Raw genomic sequence first — 18,800 nt, forward strand, 5'->3', positions numbered from 1 at the left:
GGATTTTTTTTTGATTTTAACATCAATTTTATTTTAGAATTTCGAAATTGCACAACAATTAATTAAAACTATAAAATTAAGAATAACCCAAAATGAAAAAAAACCTACTTCTTTCTTTACTTTTTGTAAATAGTGTTGCTTTGTTTGCCCAAAACAAAGACGAACAGTTTTTTAAGGAAATTTACAATTCTGCATTAACAAAATCACAATGTTATTCTTGGTTGGATCATTTATCTAATAATGTAGGATCTCGTTTATCGGGCTCAGAGGGAGCTGCAAAAGCAGTTCAATATACCAAAAGCCAAATGGAAAAATTGGGTTTCGATAAAGTGTATTTGCAAGAAGTAATGGTGCCTCATTGGGTCCGTGGAGAAAAAGAAACAGCTTATATTCAAGATAATAAAACCAAAATCAAAGTGCCAATTTGTGCTTTGGGTGGGTCAATTGCAACTCCAAAAAATGGGTTGATTGCCGAAGTAATCGAAATTCATAGTTTTGATGAAATGAAAGCTTTGGGAGCGGATAAAATAAAAGGGAAAATTGTGTTCTATAATAGACCTATGGATAATGGGGCTATTGAAGCCTTTGATGCATATTCTGGAGCGGTTGATCAACGATATGCGGGTGCAAAAGAAGCTGCGAATTTAGGAGCAGTTGGAACAATCGTGCGTTCAATGAATTTGCGATTGGACGATTATCCGCATGCAGGAGGACAAAGCTATGGTGATATTTCAAAAGAAAAATACATTCCAACAGCTGCTATCAGTACCAATGGCGCCGAATTATTAAGTAAGACTTTAAAAAACAACCCTAATTTGAAATTTTATTTCAAGCAATCCTGTCAGCAATTGGAGGATGCACTTTCTTACAATGTTGTTGGCGAAATCAAAGGAACGGAACATCCAGACAATATCATGGTAGTAGGAGGTCATCTTGATTCTTGGGACTTGGCTGATGGTTCGCATGACGATGGAGCAGGGGTAGTGCAAAGCATGGAGGTGATGAATGTTTTTAAAAATTTAAATTACAAGCCTAAAAATACACTTCGCGTAGTTCTTTTTATGAATGAAGAAAACGGATTAAGAGGCGGAAAGAAATACGAAGAACTGTCATTGGCAAATAAAGAAAAACACATTTTTGCTTTAGAAAGTGATGAAGGAGGTTTTACTCCAAGAGGTTTTTCATTAGAATGTGACGATTCTAATTTTAATAAGATTACAAATTGGAAAACATTATTCGAACCTTATCTAATTCATAGTTTTGTAAAAGGGCATTCAGGATCGGATATTGGTCCATTAACAGGGAAAGGAATTGTGAAAGCAGGGTTAAAACCAGATTCACAACGTTATTTTGATTACCATCACGCTGCAAATGATAAATTTGATGCTATTAACAAAAGAGAATTAGAACTTGGAGCAGGAACTATGGCCGCTTTGATTTATATGATGGACCAAAATACGATTGAATAATTAGGTACTAAAACCATAATAAAGGAAATATAAAACCTGTAAGTAATATTGATACTTGCAGGTTTTCTTTTGAAAAATAGTCTTATTTATAGTTCTTTTGATGATTTAGTAATTGGAAGAATGAATAGTGATAAATAAATGTGAAATTCCAAATTTTTAAAACGGACTTACTTTTTAATACACAAAATAAATCCTACTTTAGCATTCTATTAAAAGAATGAAAAAAATGATTAGTGAAGCGCAGTTTCAAAACGAATTAAATAGCTTAATAGCAAATGCTATTAGAGAAGATGTAGGATCTGGAGATTATAGCTCATTGGCCTGTATTCCTGCTGATGCCCAAGGAAAAGCAAAGTTATTGGTAAAAGAAGATGGTATAATTGCAGGAGTTGCATTTGCCAAAATGATATTTGAATATGTAGACCCAAAAATGCAAATAGAAACCTTTATTAAAGACGGAGCTGCTGTCAAAAAAGGGGATGTTGTTTTTCATGTTTCAGGTAGTTCTCAATCAATTTTAAAATCCGAAAGAGTAGTATTAAATACAATGCAGCGCATGAGTGCTATTGCAACCAAAACGAATAGTTTTGTACAACTACTGAAAGGTACTAATACAAAAATATTGGATACACGAAAAACAACACCTGGATTTCGTGTGGCCGAAAAATGGGCAGTTAAAATTGGAGGAGGAGAAAATCACCGGTTTGCGTTGTATGATATGGTAATGTTAAAAGACAATCATATTGATTTTGCGGGGGGTATTACATTGGCGATAGCCAAAACACAAGCCTATTTAAAAGAAAATAATTTAGACCTCAAAATAATTGTTGAAGCCAGAGACCTTGCTGAAATCGAGGAAATTTTAAAAAGTGAAGGAGTACACAGGATTTTAATTGACAATTTTAATTATGAAGATACTCGTACAGCAGTGGCCTTAATAGGTGACAAATGCCAAACAGAATCTTCGGGTAATATCAACGAAGATACTATGAGGTTTTATGCTGAATGCGGTGTCAATTATATTTCATCGGGAGCGTTAACTCATTCTGTTTACAATATGGATTTAAGTCTAAAAGCAATTTAGAATTATGACATTAAAGATTGAGGCTAAAATTGAAAAAATCCCAGTTATAAGAAACCTGATGCATGTCTTGAAAAAGATTAAAGTTCCTGGTTTAGGAGGATTTTCTTTCTATGATTTATTGGAATTGTATTTTGAAGGAATCATCGATGGAGCATTTTCCTATCATGCCAGCGCTGTTGCATTTAGCTTTTTTATGGCATTGTTTCCTTTTGCGTTATTTATTCTAAACTTGATTCCCTACATACCCATAGAAGGATTTCAAGATGATTTTCTTCAATTTGTAAAGGAAGGTGTACCGCCAAATACTTATGATGCAATTGCTAATATCATAAACGATATTCTTAATAATAGTCATTCTGGATTGGTTTCTTCAGGATTTTTACTTTCAATCTTCTTGATGGCAAATGGTATAAACGGAATTCTTGGCGGATTTGAATCTTCCCGACATGTTTTGGAAAAAAGAGGTTTTTTAAACCAGTATTTTGTTGCTTTAGGAATTTCATTGTTGCTTTCCATTATTCTGCTTTTGACCGTTGCAATTATCGTTGTTTTTGAGGTCGTGATTCAAAGCACAACAATACAGGACGTATTGAGTGATCAAATTCCGTTGATTATTATGGGAAGATATCTTTTTGTGATTTTGATGATATTAATAACAACTGCTATCTTATTACGATATGGGACAAAACAATCACATAAACCTCCATTTATTAGTGTGGGTTCTGTTTTTACAACGGTACTTATAATTATTTCCTCCTATTTTTTTGGAATTTGGGTGATTCGATTTTCCAAATACAACGAATTATACGGTTCGATTGGAACATTGTTAATCATGATGTTTTACATTTGGATTAACTGTATGATTTTGTTGTTGGGATTCGAATTGAATGCTACAATTCATAAGCTAAAAAAGACAAAAGACAGTATTAAAGTTTAGTAATATAATGAAATTGTTTAAATGGAATTTTGTATTCTTGTCAAAAGAAATCCAAGGCCTTTTTTATGGTGATTTGGAATAATAAAAAAAGTGAGACAATAATTTAAGAAAAATGAAAAAAAGTATCGTATTTAGTTTAGTTGTGTTTTTTGCAATGATTTTCAATGCCCAAAGCCAAACTGTTTTTGGGAAATGGAAAACCATTGATGATGAGACTGGACAAGCCAAATCTATCGTGGAAATTTATGAGAAATCAGGAAAAATCTATGGAAAAATTACAGATGTATTAAATCCAGAAAAAAGAAAATCTCTTTGTACAAAATGTTCTGGGGAAGATAAAAATGCACCAATTTTGGGATTAATAATCATTAAAGGTCTTGAAAAGGATGGAGATGAATACAATGGAGGTAAAATTTTAGATCCTTTAAAAGGTGAAGAATATAAATGCTTAATAGCTCTTGACGGTAAAGATAAACTAAAAGTAAGAGGTTTTGTTGGCGTTTCTTTGTTTGGAAGAACGCAATACTGGTATAGAGTGAAGTAGGGATGACTTAAGACCCTAACGATTCAAATCTAAAATTATTCAATGCATTTTGTAGAAGTTATTTTACCACTTTCCCTTGCCAAAACTTTTACATATAGAGTTTCGGAAGCTGAGTTTCTTTTTATAAAAAAAGGAATGAGGGTGACAGTGCCTTTTGGAAAAAGTAAAATCTACACGGCTTTGGTGATTGAAATTCATAATAACAAGCCTACATTATACGAAGCCAAAGAAATTCATCAAATTTTAGACAATACTCCTATTGTTACCGAGTTTCAAATCAATCATTGGATTTGGATTGCCGATTATTATATGTGTGCGCTAGGTGATGTGTATCGAGGTGCTATGCCAAGTGCTTTGTTGTTGGAAAGCGAAACGGTTATAACGAGAAAAAATGATGTCTTTGTTGATGAAAGTTTGCTTTCGGATGATGAATATTTAGTTTACGAGGCTTTGCAAAAACAGAGTTCTTTGAAAGTACAGGATATTATTTCAATTCTGAATAAGAAGAATATTTTTCCTGTTATTCAAAAATTGATTGATAAAAATATTTTAGTACTGCAAGAAGAGATTCAGGAAAGCTACAAGCCTAAATTAGTGCGATATGTTCGATTGCATGAAAAATACAATACGAACGATGGTTTAAAAGAATTACTTGAAATTCTAAAAAATGCCAACAAACAAAAGGAAATAGTTTTAAATTATTTCCAATTAAGCGCTTCCGAAAAAAAGCCTATTACAGTTAAGAAACTTATCGAAACGGCTCAGTCTTCTTCAACTGTTGTTAAAGCATTGGTGGAAAAAGAAGTTTTTGAAGAGTATTTTTTGCAGGAAGACCGAATTAATTTTTCCGGAAATGGAAGGGATGGGGAGCTTAAGTTAAGTGCCGGCCAATATGCAGCCTTTGAATCCATAAAGGAAAATTTAAAGCAAAAACCAGTATGTCTTTTGCATGGAATCACTTCAAGCGGTAAAACTGAAATTTACATCAAGCTTATAGAAGAATATTTAGCTGTTGGGAAACAAGTATTGTATTTGTTGCCTGAAATTGCTCTGACAGCTCAGTTGGTTTCCAGATTACGGGCTCATTTCGGAAATAAAGTAGCTGTTTTTCATTCGAAGTACAGTAATAATGAAAGAGTCGAAGTTTGGAACCAGGTTTTGTTAAATGCAGAAAAAGCTCAAATTGTAATTGGAGCCAGATCGGCATTGTTTTTGCCTTTTCATGATTTGGGGTTTGTGGTTATTGATGAAGAGCATGAACAAACTTTTAAGCAATCTGATCCTGCGCCTCGCTATCATGCGCGTGATGCAGCTATTGTTTTAGCAAATGCACATCAGGCAAAAGTGCTTTTAGGTTCTGCTACTCCCAGTATCGAAACCTATTATAATGCAGTATCTGGTAAATTTGGTTTTGTTGAAATTTTGAAACGTTTTGGGAATGTAAGTTTGCCGGAAGTTGAATTGGTAGATTTGAAAGACAAATACTTTCGAAAAAAAATGAATGGTCATTTTAGCGATGTTTTAATAGATGAAATTACGACTGCTTTGTCTTTGGAGGAACAAGTGATTTTGTTTCAAAATAGAAGAGGATATTCGCCTATTATCGAATGTATTACCTGTGGTCACGTTCCGCATTGTCAGTCATGTGATGTAAGTTTGACGTATCATAAACACAAGAATCAATTGCGTTGTCATTATTGCGGTTACTCTATTGCAAATCCTACTCATTGTCATGCTTGCCATAGTGTTGATTTGACTACCAAAGGTTTGGGAACAGAGCAAATTGAGCAAGAATTATTGACTATTTTTCCTAGTGCAAAAATTGGTAGGATGGATCAGGACACAACACGAGGGAAATTTGGTTTTGAAAAAATTATTGATAGTTTTAAGAATAGGGAATTTGATATTTTGGTAGGAACTCAGATGCTTGCCAAAGGATTGGATTTTGACAATGTCAATTTGGTTGGTATTATGAATGCCGACACAATGTTGTGCCATCCCGATTTTAGGGCTTTTGAAAGAAGTTTTCAAATGATGACCCAAGTGGCAGGACGTGCAGGTAGATCTGAGAAAAAAGGAAAAGTAATTATTCAGACTTATAATCCAAATCACAATACTATCCAGCAAGTTACTAATAATGATTTTGGAGGAATGTATAAAGAGCAATTGTATGACAGGCAAATTTATAAATATCCGCCATATTTTAGGATTGTAAAATTAACCTTGAAGCAACGTGATTTTGATAAGCTTAAGGACGGCGCTATGTGGTTGTATCAGGTACTGAGTCAAAATTTAGCTATGCCGGTTTTAGGTCCGGAAGAACCTGCGATTAGTAGAATTCGAAATGAATATATTAGAACTATAATTGTTAAGATACCTCAAAATACATCAATTGTAAGCACAAAAAAAACTATTCAGAAGATACTGAATAGTTTTGAGGCTGTTTCACAATACAGAGCTATAAAAGTTACTGTAAATGTTGATTTTTATTAAGGTAAATTTTTATGAATAAGCTAGTGCTTTTACTAAATCTTCTTTTTTATTTCTACTTAAAGGAATTTTTGTCACTCCAATTTCGGCAAACTTACTATTGAAGCGATCAATCTTGTCAATATTTACAATGTAAGATTTGTGAACCCTTATAAATTTATCTTTTGACAAATCATTCTCAAATGATTTCATTGTCGAAAGCACAAGATTACTGTCGTCTTCTGTAACTACTTTTACATAATCACCAAAAGCTTCAATCCATTTGATCTTAGAAGTAAAAACTTTTAATTTCTTCAGATTACTTTTGATAAATATATGTTCACCTTCATCTTCTTTGTTTTCTTTCTTAAGGAGGTAGTGATCAATAGCCCTACGAACTGATGCGTTAAAACGCTCAATAGAAATAGGCTTTTGTAAATAATCTGTAGCATCATAATCAAAAGCTTTCATGGCGTATTCTGCTTTTGAGGTGATGAAAATAATTTGGGGTTTGGTTTTTAAACCGTCAAGGAAATCAAAACCACTAATAACGGGCATCTCAATATCAAGAAATATTAAGTCTACCGTATGAACAGTCATACAACTTTTGGCTTCTATTGCATTAGAAAAATCACCAATTAAATTTAAGTTAGTGTGATTATTAACTAACTTTGCAATAATCATTCTTTGTATTGAACTATCATCTACGACTACACAGTTTAGTTTCATAATTTCAATTTTTTGATTTGGTTAAGTAAAAATAGTTTTTTTTTTTAATAAATCTAAAAAAATCAAATCTTTTTTAGTCATTCATCGATTATAGTTCTTTTGTACTTGCATGTTCAGAAAAAAAGATTACTTTTGCACCCAATTTAACAAATAAATAAATTTTTTATGAATCATTATGAAACTGTTTTCATTTTAAATCCCGTTTTATCTGAAGTTCAGGTAAAGGAAACAGTAAGCAAATTTGAAGATTTTCTTACTAGTAGAGGAGCAGAAATGGTATCTAAAGAAGACTGGGGTCTTAAAAAGATGGCTTACGAAATCCAAAACAAGAAAAGTGGTTTTTACCATTTGTTCGAATTTAAAGTATCAGGAGAAGTTCTTATCGCTTTTGAAACTGAATTTAGACGTGACGAAAGAGTTATGCGTTTCTTAACTGTAAGTCTTGACAAACATGCTATCTCTTGGGCTGAAAGAAGAAGAGCAAAACTTAAATCTCAAAAAGCTTAATTATCATGGCAACATTACAACAATCTGCTTCAGGAAAAAAAGACGGGGATATCAGATATCTTACGCCTTTGAACATAGAAACTAACAAAACTAAAAAGTATTGTCGTTTCAAAAAATCAGGTATCAAATATATCGATTATAAAGATGCTGATTTCTTATTGAAATTCGTTAACGAACAAGGAAAAATTCTTCCTCGTCGTTTAACAGGTACTTCATTAAAATACCAAAGAAAAGTGTCTGTAGCTGTAAAAAGAGCTCGTCACTTAGCTTTAATGCCATACGTGGCCGATTTATTAAAATAATTAAAAATTAACAGTTGTTGGTTTTCTGAAATATGAAACCTAACTTCTCAAATAAAGGACAACAACATGGAACTTATTTTAAGAAAAGATGTTCAAAATTTAGGATTTAAAGATGATGTAGTAACTGTGAAAAACGGATACGGACGTAACTTCTTGATTCCTCAAGGATACGCTCATTTGGCTACTTCTTCTGCAAAGAAAGTATTGGCTGAAAACCTAAAACAAAGAGCTCACAAAGAAGCTAAAGTTGTAGCAGATGCTAAAGCATTAGCTGAAACTTTAAAAGCTATTGAAATTAAAATTTCTGCAAAAGCAGGTGGTGAAAAATTATTCGGTTCAGTTACAAACATTGATATCGCTGAAGCTTTAGCTAAAGGAGGTCAAGTAATTGATAGAAAATTTATCACTTCTGGTATCGTTAAACGTACTGGTAAATATGCTGCTTCAGTTAGATTGCACAGAGATGTGATCATTGAATTAGCTTATGAAATTGTTGCTGAAAAAGCATAATTTCTAAAATCTATATATTAAAATCCCGATGCAAATCGGGATTTTTTTTGTTTAAATCTGAATCTAGAATTTTTTTGGAGCAGAAAGATTGGATCTTTTGGAAAGATAGTTCCCGCTATCCGTTGCAATCTCCTTAGCCGAACACCGGAAAAGGAGGATTTTTACTGCTATCGGGGCTAAGAGAAAAATTTTGCTTTTTTGCAAATATCTTTGAAAAGCAAAATATAATTTCTAAAATCTGCAATCTAAAATCTATATTCATAAATCTGAAATTAAAAATGAAATATGCCAGACTTACAAAAGAACAATTTGAAGAGTTAACACAAGAATTTACTAATTTTTTAGCTACTCAGGCAATTGATAAAGCGGAATGGGATCAAATCAAAGCCGAGAAACCAGAAGTTGCAGAACAAGAATTAGATGTTTTTTCAGATTTGATTTGGGAAGGAGTGCTTACTAAAGCAACCTATCTAGAGTTTTTCTCCAAAAACCATATTTTTCTTTTTCATTGTTTTGATACACATATAAAATCGATTGTTTTAAAATCATTGGTTCCGGAAGTTGATTTTTTATCAAAAGAAGGTTTAGAATGGCTTAGTGATAATATGTTTACAGAAACAATTGAAATGAAGACTGGTAAAAAAGAATTTACGGAAGAACGTAATCTTTCCATTTTTCAATTGATTCAACAGGGATCTTTCTTGAGTGACGGTCAATTGTACAATCAAATTAATTCGATTATCGAAGGATAAATTTGATTTATAAAGTTTAAATTGGTTATTTTAGTAGATTATTTAATACACTAAAATAGCCAATTTTTTGTTTTATGGATATACAGCAAACCATTCAAACACTTAGGGAAAAACTTAATCTTCACAATCATAATTATTATGTGTTGGATAAGCCAACATTATCTGATTATGAGTTTGATATGAAATTAAAGGAACTTCAGGATTTAGAAAATAAACATCCTGAATTTTTTGATGCCAATTCTCCAACACAGAGAGTTGGAGGGACAATAACTAAAAATTTTGAAACGATTCCTCATGAGTATCGTATGTATTCTTTAGATAATTCGTATTCAAAAGAAGATTTAATTGATTGGGAAAATCGAATTCAGAAAGTCTTAGGTGATGTGCCATTAGAATATACCTGTGAATTAAAATATGATGGAGCATCTATAAGTATTACCTATGAAAATGGAAAATTAAAACGAGCTGTGACTCGTGGGGACGGTTTTCAAGGTGATGATGTGACTAATAATATAAAGACAATCAAGTCTATTCCTTTGCAGTTGAAAGGAAACTATCCAGAACAGTTTGCTGTTCGAGGTGAGATTATTTTACCTTTTGCCGGATTCGAAAAAATGAATCAGGAATTAATTGAAATTGGAGAAACTCCTTATTCCAATCCTAGAAATACAGCTTCTGGAAGTTTAAAACTGCAAGATAGTACCGAAGTAGCTAAACGACCGTTGGATTGTTTGCTTTATTTTTTGATAGGACCCAATTTGCCATTTGATTCGCAATTTGAAGGACTTCAAACTGCAAGAAACTGGGGGTTTAAAGCTCCGACCGAAGCCAAATTAGCAAAGAATCTGGATGAAGTTTTTGAGTTTATTGAATATTGGGATATACATCGTCGTGATTTACCTTATGAAACAGATGGTGTTGTAGTGAAAGTTAATAATTTACACTATCAAGACGAATTAGGCTATACAGCAAAATCACCTCGCTGGGCAATAGCTTATAAATTTAAGGCTGAACAGGTTTTTACTAAATTAAATTCGATTTCGTATCAGGTTGGAAGAACTGGTTCAATTACGCCAGTTGCCAATCTTGAACCAGTGCAATTGGCAGGAACTATTGTTAAAAGGGCCTCTCTGCATAATGCCGACCAAATTGAAAAGTTGGATATCCGAATTAATGATACTGTTTTTGTAGAAAAAGGAGGGGAGATCATTCCTAAAATTATAGCCGTTGATTTAAGTAAGCGTCCCGATAATTCAGAGCCTACAAAATATATTACGAATTGTCCTGAGTGCCATACCGAATTAATACGCGGTGATGGAGAAGCCAATCATTATTGCCCGAATTTTTATGGCTGTCCTCCCCAAATTATTGGAAGAATTCAGCATTATATTTCGAGAAAAGCAATGGATATTGAAGGACTTGGTGGAGAAACTGTTGCCTTGCTTTTTAATAACGGATTGGTGCAGAACTATGCCGATTTGTATCAATTGACAGTCGAGCAAATTTTGCCTTTGGAGAGAATGGCTCAAAAATCAGCAGAAAATTTAGTTAAGGGTGTTGAAAATTCAAAAAGTATACCATTCGAAAGTGTTTTGTTTGCTTTAGGAATTCGGTTTGTGGGAGAAACAGTTGCTAAAAAGTTAGCTAAACATTATAAAAACATTGATGCGTTACAACAGGCAACTCTTATGGATTTGATCTTAGTGGATGAAATTGGAGAAAGAATCGCTCAAAGTGTGATTGACTTTTTTGAAAATAATGAAAATAAATCCATTATCGAAAGATTAAAAATTTATGGAGTACAATTTGAAATTATTGAAAAAGTAAACCCAAATGCAACGGAGAAATTCTTGGGAAAAACATTTGTCGTTTCGGGTGTTTTCTCTACTTTTTCTAGAGATGAATTAAAAAAAGCCATTGAAGATAACGGAGGGAAAGTTGGAAGTTCTATATCGGCTAAGACAGATTTTGTTATTGCTGGAGATAATATGGGGCCTGCTAAACTTGAAAAAGCGAATAAACTAAATGTGGCAATAATTTCTGAGGATCAATTTATAATAATGCTGAATGAAAGCTAGTACTCCATCACTTATATTGTTTTTTATTACTTCGGTATTGGCAATTATATTCAAATTAATGGGATATAATGACTTGGTACTTTGTACTAAGTCAATTATAATTCCCTCATTGTTTATTTATTATTTGGTATCCAACAATTATAAATTAACAGGGTTGAAAGCGGTAATTTTCTTTTTGTTTTTTGTACGGGATATTTTTAATACATTGAATATTAGTGAATCTGCAATGGGGTCTTTTTTATGTGTGTTGACGGTTTATATTTTGCTTTTATATTTGGCTCAAAAAGATTTTAAACGTCTAATATTTAGTTATAGAGATAGTATGTCAATTTTTATTTTAATTCTTGGGATTGGCACTATTTGTTATTCTGTTTTAAATTTAAAGCTGGAAAACTTAGAATTAGATTTTTCATTGTATGTTATTTTTGGTATGATTTTGAGTGTTTTGGGTATAGTTTCTATAATAAACTATATAAAAAACGGAAGTTATGCTTTTTTTAGTGCCATGTTAATGTGTATTTGTTTTATAATTACTGACATCTTTTTTGTTTTGTATAAGTTTTATTTTTATAATTATGTTTTTACTTTAATTAGTATTGTCACTCAATTTTCATCTTATTTCTTTATGGTCACTTATTTTTTAGAGAAAGATAAAGAAAAAGGAATTGAAGATTTAATCGAAAATTAATTTTCCTTGAGGTGTTTTTGATTATTCTTTATTGACTTTATAGTTTTTTTAATTTCAATAATTCTATCTCCAATTTTTATTAATTATCAGGTGTTTAGGTCTGTTTTTTATAGCTTTTTTACTTTTATTGTTTAAAGAAATAATAAAAATAAATGTTAAGAATATAACAAAAAGTTTTAAAAGGCCGTTATAGTTTTTTAGATTTACCAACTCAAATGTGACTTAAATAATTAAATTTGTAATCTTTTAAAAGTGTATGTTTTTAAATTATATAAAGAGCTTTGTCTTAAATAAAACTTTAAAAAAGAGACTGCGTAATGTCAAAGACGAGTCATTAAATTCACCTATTGTTAGGGTTGGCTTGATTGTTGATGAAAGTAACAATTTAGGAACAGCAGCTTTAAAGCAGGAAATTATTTCCAATGGAATTTTAGAAAACAATATTAAAGTTATTGTTTTTCGAGATGTTTTAAAGAGCAAAGAAGTTTATTTAGAGCCAACATTTGGATTAAAGAATTTGAATTTAAAAGGAGGATTTAAGCAAGAGTCGATAAATGAGTTTATTTCAGAAGAATTTGATTTACTGATTAATTATTACAATGAAGAAAAACCTTTTTTGTTGCTTTTAACGAATAGTTCCAAGGCGAAATTTAAAGTTGGTTTTTCAAATATTGATAAAAGATTAAATCATTTTCTGATAAACATTGATCCTGAGAATTACAAGGGTTTTACAAGTGAGTTATTTAGATACTTAAAAATATTAAACAAAATATAATTTAAATTATGCAATCATTAATAGGAACAGGTGTTGCCCTAATCACACCGTTTAAAGACGATTTTACAATTGATATTGATGCTTTAAGAAGAGTTGTGAATTTTTCTATAGACGGCGGAATCGAGTATCTTGTTGTTTTAGGTACAACTGCCGAAAATGCTACCTTGTCAGAAGAAGAGAAAGAACTGGTAATTGCAACAGTAATTGAAGTGAATGCAGGTAGATTGCCATTAGTTCTTGGTGTGGGAGGTAATAATACTTTGAATGTTGTTGAAGAATTGCGCACAAGAGACTTGTCAGCGTTTGTTGCCATTTTATCTGTTTCTCCATATTATAATAAGCCTAGTCAAGAAGGAATATATCAGCATTTTAAGGCAGTTTCTGAAGCATCGCCAATTCCTGTGATTTTATATAATGTTCCAGGAAGAACATCTAGCAATATGTTGCCAGCAACGGTTCTTAGATTGGCAAATGATTTTGAAAATATTGTAGCAATAAAAGAAGCAGCTGGAGATTTGGTTCAAGCAATGCAGTTAATAAAAAATAAACCTAAAGATTTCTTAGTTATATCAGGTGATGATATGATAGCTTTGCCAGTTGTTTTGGCTGGAGGAGCGGGAGTAATTTCTGTTATTGGGCAAGGTTTTCCAAAAGAGTTTTCAGAAATGATTCGATTGGGATTGAATAGAAAGGTAGATGATGCTTATAAATTACATTATTTATTAGCCGATTGTATCGATATGATTTTTGAACAAGGTAACCCAGCGGGTATAAAAGAAGTGTTCAGTATTCTAGGTATTACAGAGAATGTTGTTCGTTTGCCATTGGTTTCTGTAGATGAATTTTTGGCAAAGCGATTGGATTCTTTTGTAAAGAAAATGGTTAAAAACACTTAAAAAGCTGCAGTTTTTTTTAAATCAAGAAATATTTTGTAATAGCTAAATTAATAACTAAATTTGCCACCTAACTTTGGTGGCTTTTATAGCATATAGTATTGTGCAATAAAAATAAAATCAGTGAATAAGATGAAAAAAATAATATCTGCATTACTTGTTGTTCTCTTTTTGTACTCATGTAGTGATTATCAGGCAGCATTGAAGAATGAAGATGTCGCAGTAAAGTTTGATGTGGCTACTAAAATGTACGAAGCTGGAAAATATTCAAAAGCAATTCGTCTTTTTGAACAGTTGGCACCAGCATATAGAGGGAAACCTCAAGGAGAAAAATTGTTTTACATGTATGCTCAATCATGTTACAAAACCAAACAATATTATTTGGCAGGTTATCAATTTGATAGTTTTGTTTCGGGTTATCCTAAAAGTGAAAAATTAGAGGAGTGTGCTTATTTAGGCGCTCAAAGTTATTCAATGTTGTCTCCGGTTTACAGTATTGATCAAACGGATACTTTTAAGGCTATAGAAAAGATTCAAGGCTTTATAGATCGTTATCCAAATTCCCAGTATATTGCTGAAGCTAACGCAACTTCTAGAAAATTAAATGATAAGATTGAACGTAAAGTTTATGAAAACGCATTAGAATACAATAGGATTTCGAACTATAAATCTGCTATTATCGCTTTAGATAACTTTGTTGCAGATTACCCAGGAACTGCATATAAAGAAAAAGCGTTGTATTATAAATTGGATTCTGCTTATTCATTGGCAATAAATAGTATTCCTTCAAAAATGGAAGAACGATTAAATACAGCTAAAGCAAGTTATAATAATTTGGTTAAATTTAAACCAAATACAGAATACAAAAAGAAAGCTGACGAAATGTTGGCTCAAATTGATATTGAATTGCAAAAATATAATAAATAAATAAAGTCATGGATTTAAAAAAGACAAATGCTCCAGTAAATACAATAACTTACAATAAAACAGTTATTGAGGCACCAACTGGAAATGTGTATGAGGCGATAACAATTATGGCTAAAAGAGCAAATCAAATTAATTCTGAAATTAAAAAAGAATTAACTGAGAAATTAGAAGAATTTGCTACTTATAATGATAGTTTAGAAGAAGTTTTTGAAAATAAAGAGCAAATCGAAGTTTCAAAATTCTACGAAAAACTTCCAAAACCACACGCTTTAGCGGTTCAAGAATGGTTAGATGGTAAAATTTACCATAGAGAAGCAAATAAATAATCAATCTAATGTCAGTTTTAAGCGGAAAAAAGATTTTGCTGGGAATTTCTGGCGGAATTGCTGCATATAAAACGGCTTCATTAGTTAGACTCTTCATAAAAGCAGGTGCACATGTCCAAGTGATAATGACACCTGCTTCTAAGGATTTTATAACTCCACTTACCTTATCTACTCTTTCTAAGAATCCCGTTTTTTCAGAATTTTATAATAAAGATGAAAAAAATGAGGAATGGAATAGTCATGTGGAACTGGGTCTTTGGGCTGATTTAATGGTTGTTGCGCCTGCAACTGCCAATACTTTATCTAAAATGGCAAATGGATTATGTGATAATCTTTTAATTGCCTGTTATCTTTCTGCTAAATGTCCTGTCTATTTTGCGCCAGCAATGGATTTAGATATGTATATTCATCCTTCTACTCTTGAGAGCTTCAAAACTTTAAAAGAATTTGGAAATACAATGATTCCTGCCGAAAATGGGGAATTGGCCAGTGGTTTATCTGGTGAAGGGAGAATGGCAGAACCTGAAAATATTGTTACTTTCTTAGAAGCTGATCTCGAAAGCAAATTACCTTTAAAAGGTAAAAAAATGCTAATTACAGCTGGGCCGACCTATGAAGCAATTGATCCAGTTCGTTTTATTGGAAATCATTCTTCTGGTAAAATGGGATTTGATATTGCTCAAAGTGCTGCGAATCTTGGTGCGTCGGTAATATTGATTTCAGGACCAACTCATTTTAAAATTAATCATTCTTTGGTTCAAGTAATCCCAGTGGTTTCTGCCCAAGAAATGTATGATGCTTGCCATCAGTATTATCCAGAGGTGGATGTGGCTATTGCTGCTGCTGCTGTAGCCGATTATAGGCCAAAGAATGTCGCTCCGCAAAAGATAAAAAAATCGACTGATGATTTTACGATTGAACTTGAGAAAACCAAAGATATTTTGGCTTCGCTCGGGGAAATTAAGAAAAATCAGTTTTTAATTGGATTTGCTTTAGAAACTGAAAATGAAATTGAAAATGCTAAAGCTAAAATTCAGAAAAAAAACTTAGATTTGATAGTTCTTAATTCGTTACAAGATCAAGGAGCTGGATTTGGAAAAAGCACCAATAAAGTTACCTTTATAGATAGCGCATTTCAAATTGAACCGATGGATTTGAAATCTAAAGAGGCTGTGGCCGATGATATTTTAAACAAAGTAATAGCACATTTTTATGGTTAGATTTGTTTTGTTTTTATTTTTTAGTTGTGGCTTAATTCAAGCCCAGCAGCTGAATTGTACAGTGACTATAAATACACAAAAATTAAGCAATGCCAATCAACAGGTTTTCAAAACGCTGGAAACTGCGATAAATGAGTTTGTCAATAAAACAGACTGGACTGGACAATCACTTTCACAAAAGGAAAAGGTTAATTGTTCGATGTATATTACCATTTCTAGTTACAGTTCTGATCAATTTGTAGCAAATATCCAAGTGCAATCTTCAAGAAATATTTACAATTCGACTTATTCCTCTCCAGTTCTGAATGTAAATGATAAAGATTTTACGTTTAATTATACTGAATTCGAGAATTTGACCTACATTCCAACAAGTTATGACTCAAACCTTGTTTCTGTACTGGCATTTTATAGCTATATTATTTTAGGAATGGATGCTGACACTTTTATTCCATTGTTTGGTGATCGTTATTATAAAGAAGCATTGAATATTTCTAATTTGGCACAGCAAGGCGGTTACAAAGGATGGAATCAGTCTGATGGTACACTGAGTAGATTTGTTTTAATCAATGATTTAATGTCGCCTACTTATAATGAAATTAGACAATCGAGCTTTCAGTATTATTTAGGATTAGATACTATGCATCAGGATCTTAAAAAAGCCAAAGAAATTATTAAAAGCTCTTTGATAAATTTGTCCAAATTGAATAACACTAAGCCTAATTGTTATTTATTGCGTGTTTTTATGGATTCAAAATCAGATGAAATTGTATCTATTTTTACTGGAGGGCCTAGTATTGCTATAAATGACATGGTAGATAGTTTAAACAAAACATCTTCATCAAACTCCGGTAAATGGCAATTGTTAAAATATTAGCCTTTTAATAATTTCTTTTATTTAATCCAATCTACTCATAAAATTTCAAAAATGATAACTTCATTAGCTATAAAAAACTATGCCTTAATCGAAAAATTGACAATCGATTTTTCGAAAGGGTTTTCAATAATTACTGGGGAAACAGGAGCTGGGAAATCTATAATATTAGGAGCTTTAGGTTTAGCTTTGGGGAAAAGAGCCGACTTGACTTCACTTAAAAATAAAGAAGAAAAATGTGTAATTGAGGCCCATTTTGATATATCCAAATACAATTTGATGTCCTTTTTTGATTCCAATGATTTGGACTACGAACCGGAAACAATTATTCGAAGAGAAATTTTGCCTTCAGGAAAATCAAGAGCTTTTATAAATGACAGCCCTGTTAATTTACAGGAGTTACAAGAGTTAAGTTTGTATTTAATAGATATTCATTCGCAACAACAAACTCAAGAATTATCCGATGAGGACGTGCAATTCAAAATTATTGATGCTATTGGGGGTAATTTAGATACAATTGTGACTTATCAATCGGTTTTAAAAAATTATAAATCGAATAAGTCCAAATTAAATGCTTTAACCAAAAGAAAATCTGAAGCTTCTAAAGAACAAGAATATAATACTTTTCTTTTGGAAGAATTAGTGTCTGCCAAACTAAAATCTGGTGAGCAAGAATTTCTTGAGGAAAATTATGAGCAGCTTAATAATGTAGAAATTATCAAAGAAGCACTTGATAAATCGTTGGCTATCGCCAATGAAGAGCAAATTGGGGTTTTTCACAATTTGAACGAAATAAAAAATGCCATTCAGAAAATTGCTCTTTTCTCAGCTGATTATAATTTGCTGTTTGAAAGAATAACAAGCTTAAAAATCGAGTTTGAAGACATTACAACTGAACTTAATCGCTGTTCCGAAAAATTAATCAATGATCCAGAACAGTTGAACTTGATTAATCAGAAACTGCAATTGATATACAATTTACAAAAAAAACATCAAGTAAAAACTGTAGATGAGTTATTGGACATTCAAACCAAATTGGAAAACTCAGTATTAGAATTGGGAAATATTGATGAAGAGATTGCAAAACTAACCGAGCTGGTTGATGACAATATTAAGGAGCTAGACCAAATTTGCGACACTATACATAAGAATAGGTTGGAAGCGATTCCTCTTTTGTCACAAAAATTAATATCTATTTTAGAGACTTTGGGAATGCCTAATGTGCGTTTTAATATGGAATTAAAAAGTACTTCAACGTATTTTGAAAATGGAAAAGACGAGTTGCAATTTTTAATTTCGGCCAATAAAGGAACTGATTTTGGGTTGTTGAAAAAAGTGGCTTCTGGAGGAGAGATGTCCCGAATTATGTTGGCAGTGAAAGCGATTTTAGCACAGTATTCAAAATTGCCAACATTGATTTTCGATGAGATTGACACTGGTGTTTCCGGGGAAATTGCCAATAGAATGGGAGAAATTATGAAAGAAATGAGTACTCAGATGCAAATATTTGCGATTACCCATTTACCTCAAATTGCAGCTAAGGGTAATGAGCATTTTAAAGTGTTTAAATCTACTATCGGTGACGACACCCAATCAGAATTAAAATTACTGACAGTCGATGAACGAGTTGTGGAAATTGCACAAATGTTGTCAGGAACTGTTATTTCAGATTCGGCCTTAAATCACGCAAAAGCCTTGTTGAACTAAATAATTGGACTA

19 protein-coding genes are annotated in these 18,800 nt (G+C 32.0%); 18 read left to right on the top strand and 1 reads right to left on the bottom strand.

What is annotated here, in order from left to right; translation table 11 throughout:
• Positions 1-92 precede the first annotated feature (92 nt).
• The 5 genes from AC1DY0_RS09815 to priA all read left to right on the top strand — a co-directional run bounded on the left by AC1DY0_RS09815 (position 93) and on the right by priA (position 6,527).
• Positions 93-1,469 carry a M28 family peptidase gene (locus AC1DY0_RS09815; protein ID WP_477188426.1) on the top strand — a complete coding sequence of 459 codons (1,377 nt, stop codon included), beginning with the start codon at positions 93-95 and terminating at the stop codon, positions 1,467-1,469.
• 226 nt (positions 1,470-1,695) lie between these two features.
• Positions 1,696-2,553, top strand: a complete 858-nt coding sequence (gene nadC / locus AC1DY0_RS09820; protein WP_477188524.1) for a carboxylating nicotinate-nucleotide diphosphorylase — start codon at positions 1,696-1,698, stop codon at positions 2,551-2,553.
• 4 nt (positions 2,554-2,557) lie between these two features.
• Positions 2,558-3,490, top strand: a complete 933-nt coding sequence (locus AC1DY0_RS09825) for a YihY/virulence factor BrkB family protein (RefSeq protein WP_477188427.1) — start codon at positions 2,558-2,560, stop codon at positions 3,488-3,490.
• 112 nt (positions 3,491-3,602) lie between these two features.
• Positions 3,603-4,034, top strand: coding sequence for a DUF2147 domain-containing protein (locus AC1DY0_RS09830; protein WP_477188428.1), 432 nt, complete (start codon positions 3,603-3,605; stop codon positions 4,032-4,034).
• Positions 4,035-4,076: 42 nt separating this feature from the next.
• On the top strand, positions 4,077-6,527 hold the full coding sequence (gene priA / locus AC1DY0_RS09835; RefSeq protein WP_477188429.1) for a replication restart helicase PriA: 2,451 nt from the start codon (positions 4,077-4,079) through the stop codon (positions 6,525-6,527).
• Positions 6,528-6,536: 9 nt separating this feature from the next.
• Here priA and AC1DY0_RS09840 read toward each other — a convergent pair whose 3' ends face one another.
• The gene (locus AC1DY0_RS09840; RefSeq protein ID WP_111408723.1) at positions 6,537-7,232 is read right to left on the bottom strand and encodes a LytR/AlgR family response regulator transcription factor; all 696 of its coding nucleotides are present in this window, start codon (positions 7,230-7,232) and stop codon (positions 6,537-6,539) included.
• A 165-nt stretch (positions 7,233-7,397) separates the two neighbouring features.
• On the opposite strand from AC1DY0_RS09840, the gene rpsF reads away from it, so the two are divergent.
• From rpsF to recN, 13 genes are all read left to right on the top strand, one after another.
• The gene (gene rpsF / locus AC1DY0_RS09845) at positions 7,398-7,739 is read left to right on the top strand and encodes a 30S ribosomal protein S6 (RefSeq protein ID WP_077370382.1); all 342 of its coding nucleotides are present in this window, start codon (positions 7,398-7,400) and stop codon (positions 7,737-7,739) included.
• Positions 7,740-7,744: 5 nt separating this feature from the next.
• Complete coding sequence (gene rpsR / locus AC1DY0_RS09850) at positions 7,745-8,041, top strand: 30S ribosomal protein S18 (RefSeq protein WP_007138295.1); 297 nt, start codon at positions 7,745-7,747, stop codon at positions 8,039-8,041.
• Positions 8,042-8,107: 66 nt separating this feature from the next.
• A complete protein-coding gene (gene rplI / locus AC1DY0_RS09855) occupies positions 8,108-8,551 on the top strand; it encodes a 50S ribosomal protein L9 (protein ID WP_477188430.1) in 444 nt (147 codons plus the stop codon).
• Positions 8,552-8,829: 278 nt separating this feature from the next.
• The gene (locus AC1DY0_RS09860) at positions 8,830-9,303 is read left to right on the top strand and encodes a DUF6495 family protein (protein WP_477188431.1); all 474 of its coding nucleotides are present in this window, start codon (positions 8,830-8,832) and stop codon (positions 9,301-9,303) included.
• Positions 9,304-9,377: 74 nt separating this feature from the next.
• Positions 9,378-11,381 (top strand): NAD-dependent DNA ligase LigA, encoded by a 2,004-nt coding sequence (gene ligA, locus AC1DY0_RS09865; RefSeq protein ID WP_477188432.1) that lies wholly within the window; start codon positions 9,378-9,380, stop codon positions 11,379-11,381.
• The gene (locus tag AC1DY0_RS09870) at positions 11,371-12,069 is read left to right on the top strand and encodes a hypothetical protein (RefSeq protein WP_477188433.1); all 699 of its coding nucleotides are present in this window, start codon (positions 11,371-11,373) and stop codon (positions 12,067-12,069) included. The genes ligA and AC1DY0_RS09870 overlap by 11 nt, the downstream gene beginning before the upstream one ends.
• 256 nt (positions 12,070-12,325) lie before the next feature.
• Positions 12,326-12,844: a DUF6913 domain-containing protein gene (locus tag AC1DY0_RS09875; RefSeq protein WP_477188434.1), complete on the top strand. Its 519-nt coding sequence runs from the start codon at positions 12,326-12,328 to the stop codon at positions 12,842-12,844.
• An 8-nt stretch (positions 12,845-12,852) separates the two neighbouring features.
• The gene (gene dapA / locus AC1DY0_RS09880; protein ID WP_477188435.1) at positions 12,853-13,740 is read left to right on the top strand and encodes a 4-hydroxy-tetrahydrodipicolinate synthase; all 888 of its coding nucleotides are present in this window, start codon (positions 12,853-12,855) and stop codon (positions 13,738-13,740) included.
• Between the two features lie 129 nt (positions 13,741-13,869).
• A complete protein-coding gene (locus AC1DY0_RS09885) occupies positions 13,870-14,664 on the top strand; it encodes an outer membrane protein assembly factor BamD (RefSeq protein ID WP_477188436.1) in 795 nt (264 codons plus the stop codon).
• A gap of 8 nt (positions 14,665-14,672) precedes the next feature.
• Positions 14,673-14,990, top strand: coding sequence for a DNA-directed RNA polymerase subunit omega (locus AC1DY0_RS09890; RefSeq protein ID WP_111408714.1), 318 nt, complete (start codon positions 14,673-14,675; stop codon positions 14,988-14,990).
• A gap of 8 nt (positions 14,991-14,998) precedes the next feature.
• Entirely contained in the window at positions 14,999-16,210 is a 1,212-nt protein-coding gene (coaBC, locus tag AC1DY0_RS09895; RefSeq protein ID WP_477188437.1) for a bifunctional phosphopantothenoylcysteine decarboxylase/phosphopantothenate--cysteine ligase CoaBC, read from the top strand.
• Positions 16,203-17,084 carry a type IX secretion system protein PorD gene (gene porD / locus AC1DY0_RS09900; protein WP_477188438.1) on the top strand — a complete coding sequence of 294 codons (882 nt, stop codon included), beginning with the start codon at positions 16,203-16,205 and terminating at the stop codon, positions 17,082-17,084. The genes coaBC and porD overlap by 8 nt, the downstream gene beginning before the upstream one ends.
• A 51-nt stretch (positions 17,085-17,135) precedes the next feature.
• Positions 17,136-18,788, top strand: a complete 1,653-nt coding sequence (gene recN / locus AC1DY0_RS09905) for a DNA repair protein RecN (protein WP_477188439.1) — start codon at positions 17,136-17,138, stop codon at positions 18,786-18,788.
• Positions 18,789-18,800: the final 12 nt, after the last annotated feature.

This window comes from Flavobacterium sp. P1_E4, assembly GCF_056405915.1.

What these genes read in the sequence shown, in the direction of transcription:
- AC1DY0_RS09815 (WP_477188426.1), top strand. Translation starts at nt 93, where the DNA reads ATGAAAAAAAACCTACTTCTTTCTTTACTTTTTGTAAATAGTGTTGCT.
- nadC (WP_477188524.1), top strand. Translation starts at nt 1,696, where the DNA reads ATGATTAGTGAAGCGCAGTTTCAAAACGAATTAAATAGCTTAATAGCA.
- AC1DY0_RS09825 (WP_477188427.1), top strand. Translation starts at nt 2,558, where the DNA reads ATGACATTAAAGATTGAGGCTAAAATTGAAAAAATCCCAGTTATAAGA.
- AC1DY0_RS09830 (WP_477188428.1), top strand. Translation starts at nt 3,603, where the DNA reads ATGAAAAAAAGTATCGTATTTAGTTTAGTTGTGTTTTTTGCAATGATT.
- priA (WP_477188429.1), top strand. Translation starts at nt 4,077, where the DNA reads ATGCATTTTGTAGAAGTTATTTTACCACTTTCCCTTGCCAAAACTTTT.
- AC1DY0_RS09840 (WP_111408723.1), bottom strand. Translation starts at nt 7,232, where the DNA reads ATGAAACTAAACTGTGTAGTCGTAGATGATAGTTCAATACAAAGAATG.
- rpsF (WP_077370382.1), top strand. Translation starts at nt 7,398, where the DNA reads ATGAATCATTATGAAACTGTTTTCATTTTAAATCCCGTTTTATCTGAA.
- rpsR (WP_007138295.1), top strand. Translation starts at nt 7,745, where the DNA reads ATGGCAACATTACAACAATCTGCTTCAGGAAAAAAAGACGGGGATATC.
- rplI (WP_477188430.1), top strand. Translation starts at nt 8,108, where the DNA reads ATGGAACTTATTTTAAGAAAAGATGTTCAAAATTTAGGATTTAAAGAT.
- AC1DY0_RS09860 (WP_477188431.1), top strand. Translation starts at nt 8,830, where the DNA reads ATGAAATATGCCAGACTTACAAAAGAACAATTTGAAGAGTTAACACAA.
- ligA (WP_477188432.1), top strand. Translation starts at nt 9,378, where the DNA reads ATGGATATACAGCAAACCATTCAAACACTTAGGGAAAAACTTAATCTT.
- AC1DY0_RS09870 (WP_477188433.1), top strand. Translation starts at nt 11,371, where the DNA reads ATGAAAGCTAGTACTCCATCACTTATATTGTTTTTTATTACTTCGGTA.
- AC1DY0_RS09875 (WP_477188434.1), top strand. Translation starts at nt 12,326, where the DNA reads ATGTTTTTAAATTATATAAAGAGCTTTGTCTTAAATAAAACTTTAAAA.
- dapA (WP_477188435.1), top strand. Translation starts at nt 12,853, where the DNA reads ATGCAATCATTAATAGGAACAGGTGTTGCCCTAATCACACCGTTTAAA.
- AC1DY0_RS09885 (WP_477188436.1), top strand. Translation starts at nt 13,870, where the DNA reads ATGAAAAAAATAATATCTGCATTACTTGTTGTTCTCTTTTTGTACTCA.
- AC1DY0_RS09890 (WP_111408714.1), top strand. Translation starts at nt 14,673, where the DNA reads ATGGATTTAAAAAAGACAAATGCTCCAGTAAATACAATAACTTACAAT.
- coaBC (WP_477188437.1), top strand. Translation starts at nt 14,999, where the DNA reads ATGTCAGTTTTAAGCGGAAAAAAGATTTTGCTGGGAATTTCTGGCGGA.
- porD (WP_477188438.1), top strand. Translation starts at nt 16,203, where the DNA reads ATGGTTAGATTTGTTTTGTTTTTATTTTTTAGTTGTGGCTTAATTCAA.
- recN (WP_477188439.1), top strand. Translation starts at nt 17,136, where the DNA reads ATGATAACTTCATTAGCTATAAAAAACTATGCCTTAATCGAAAAATTG.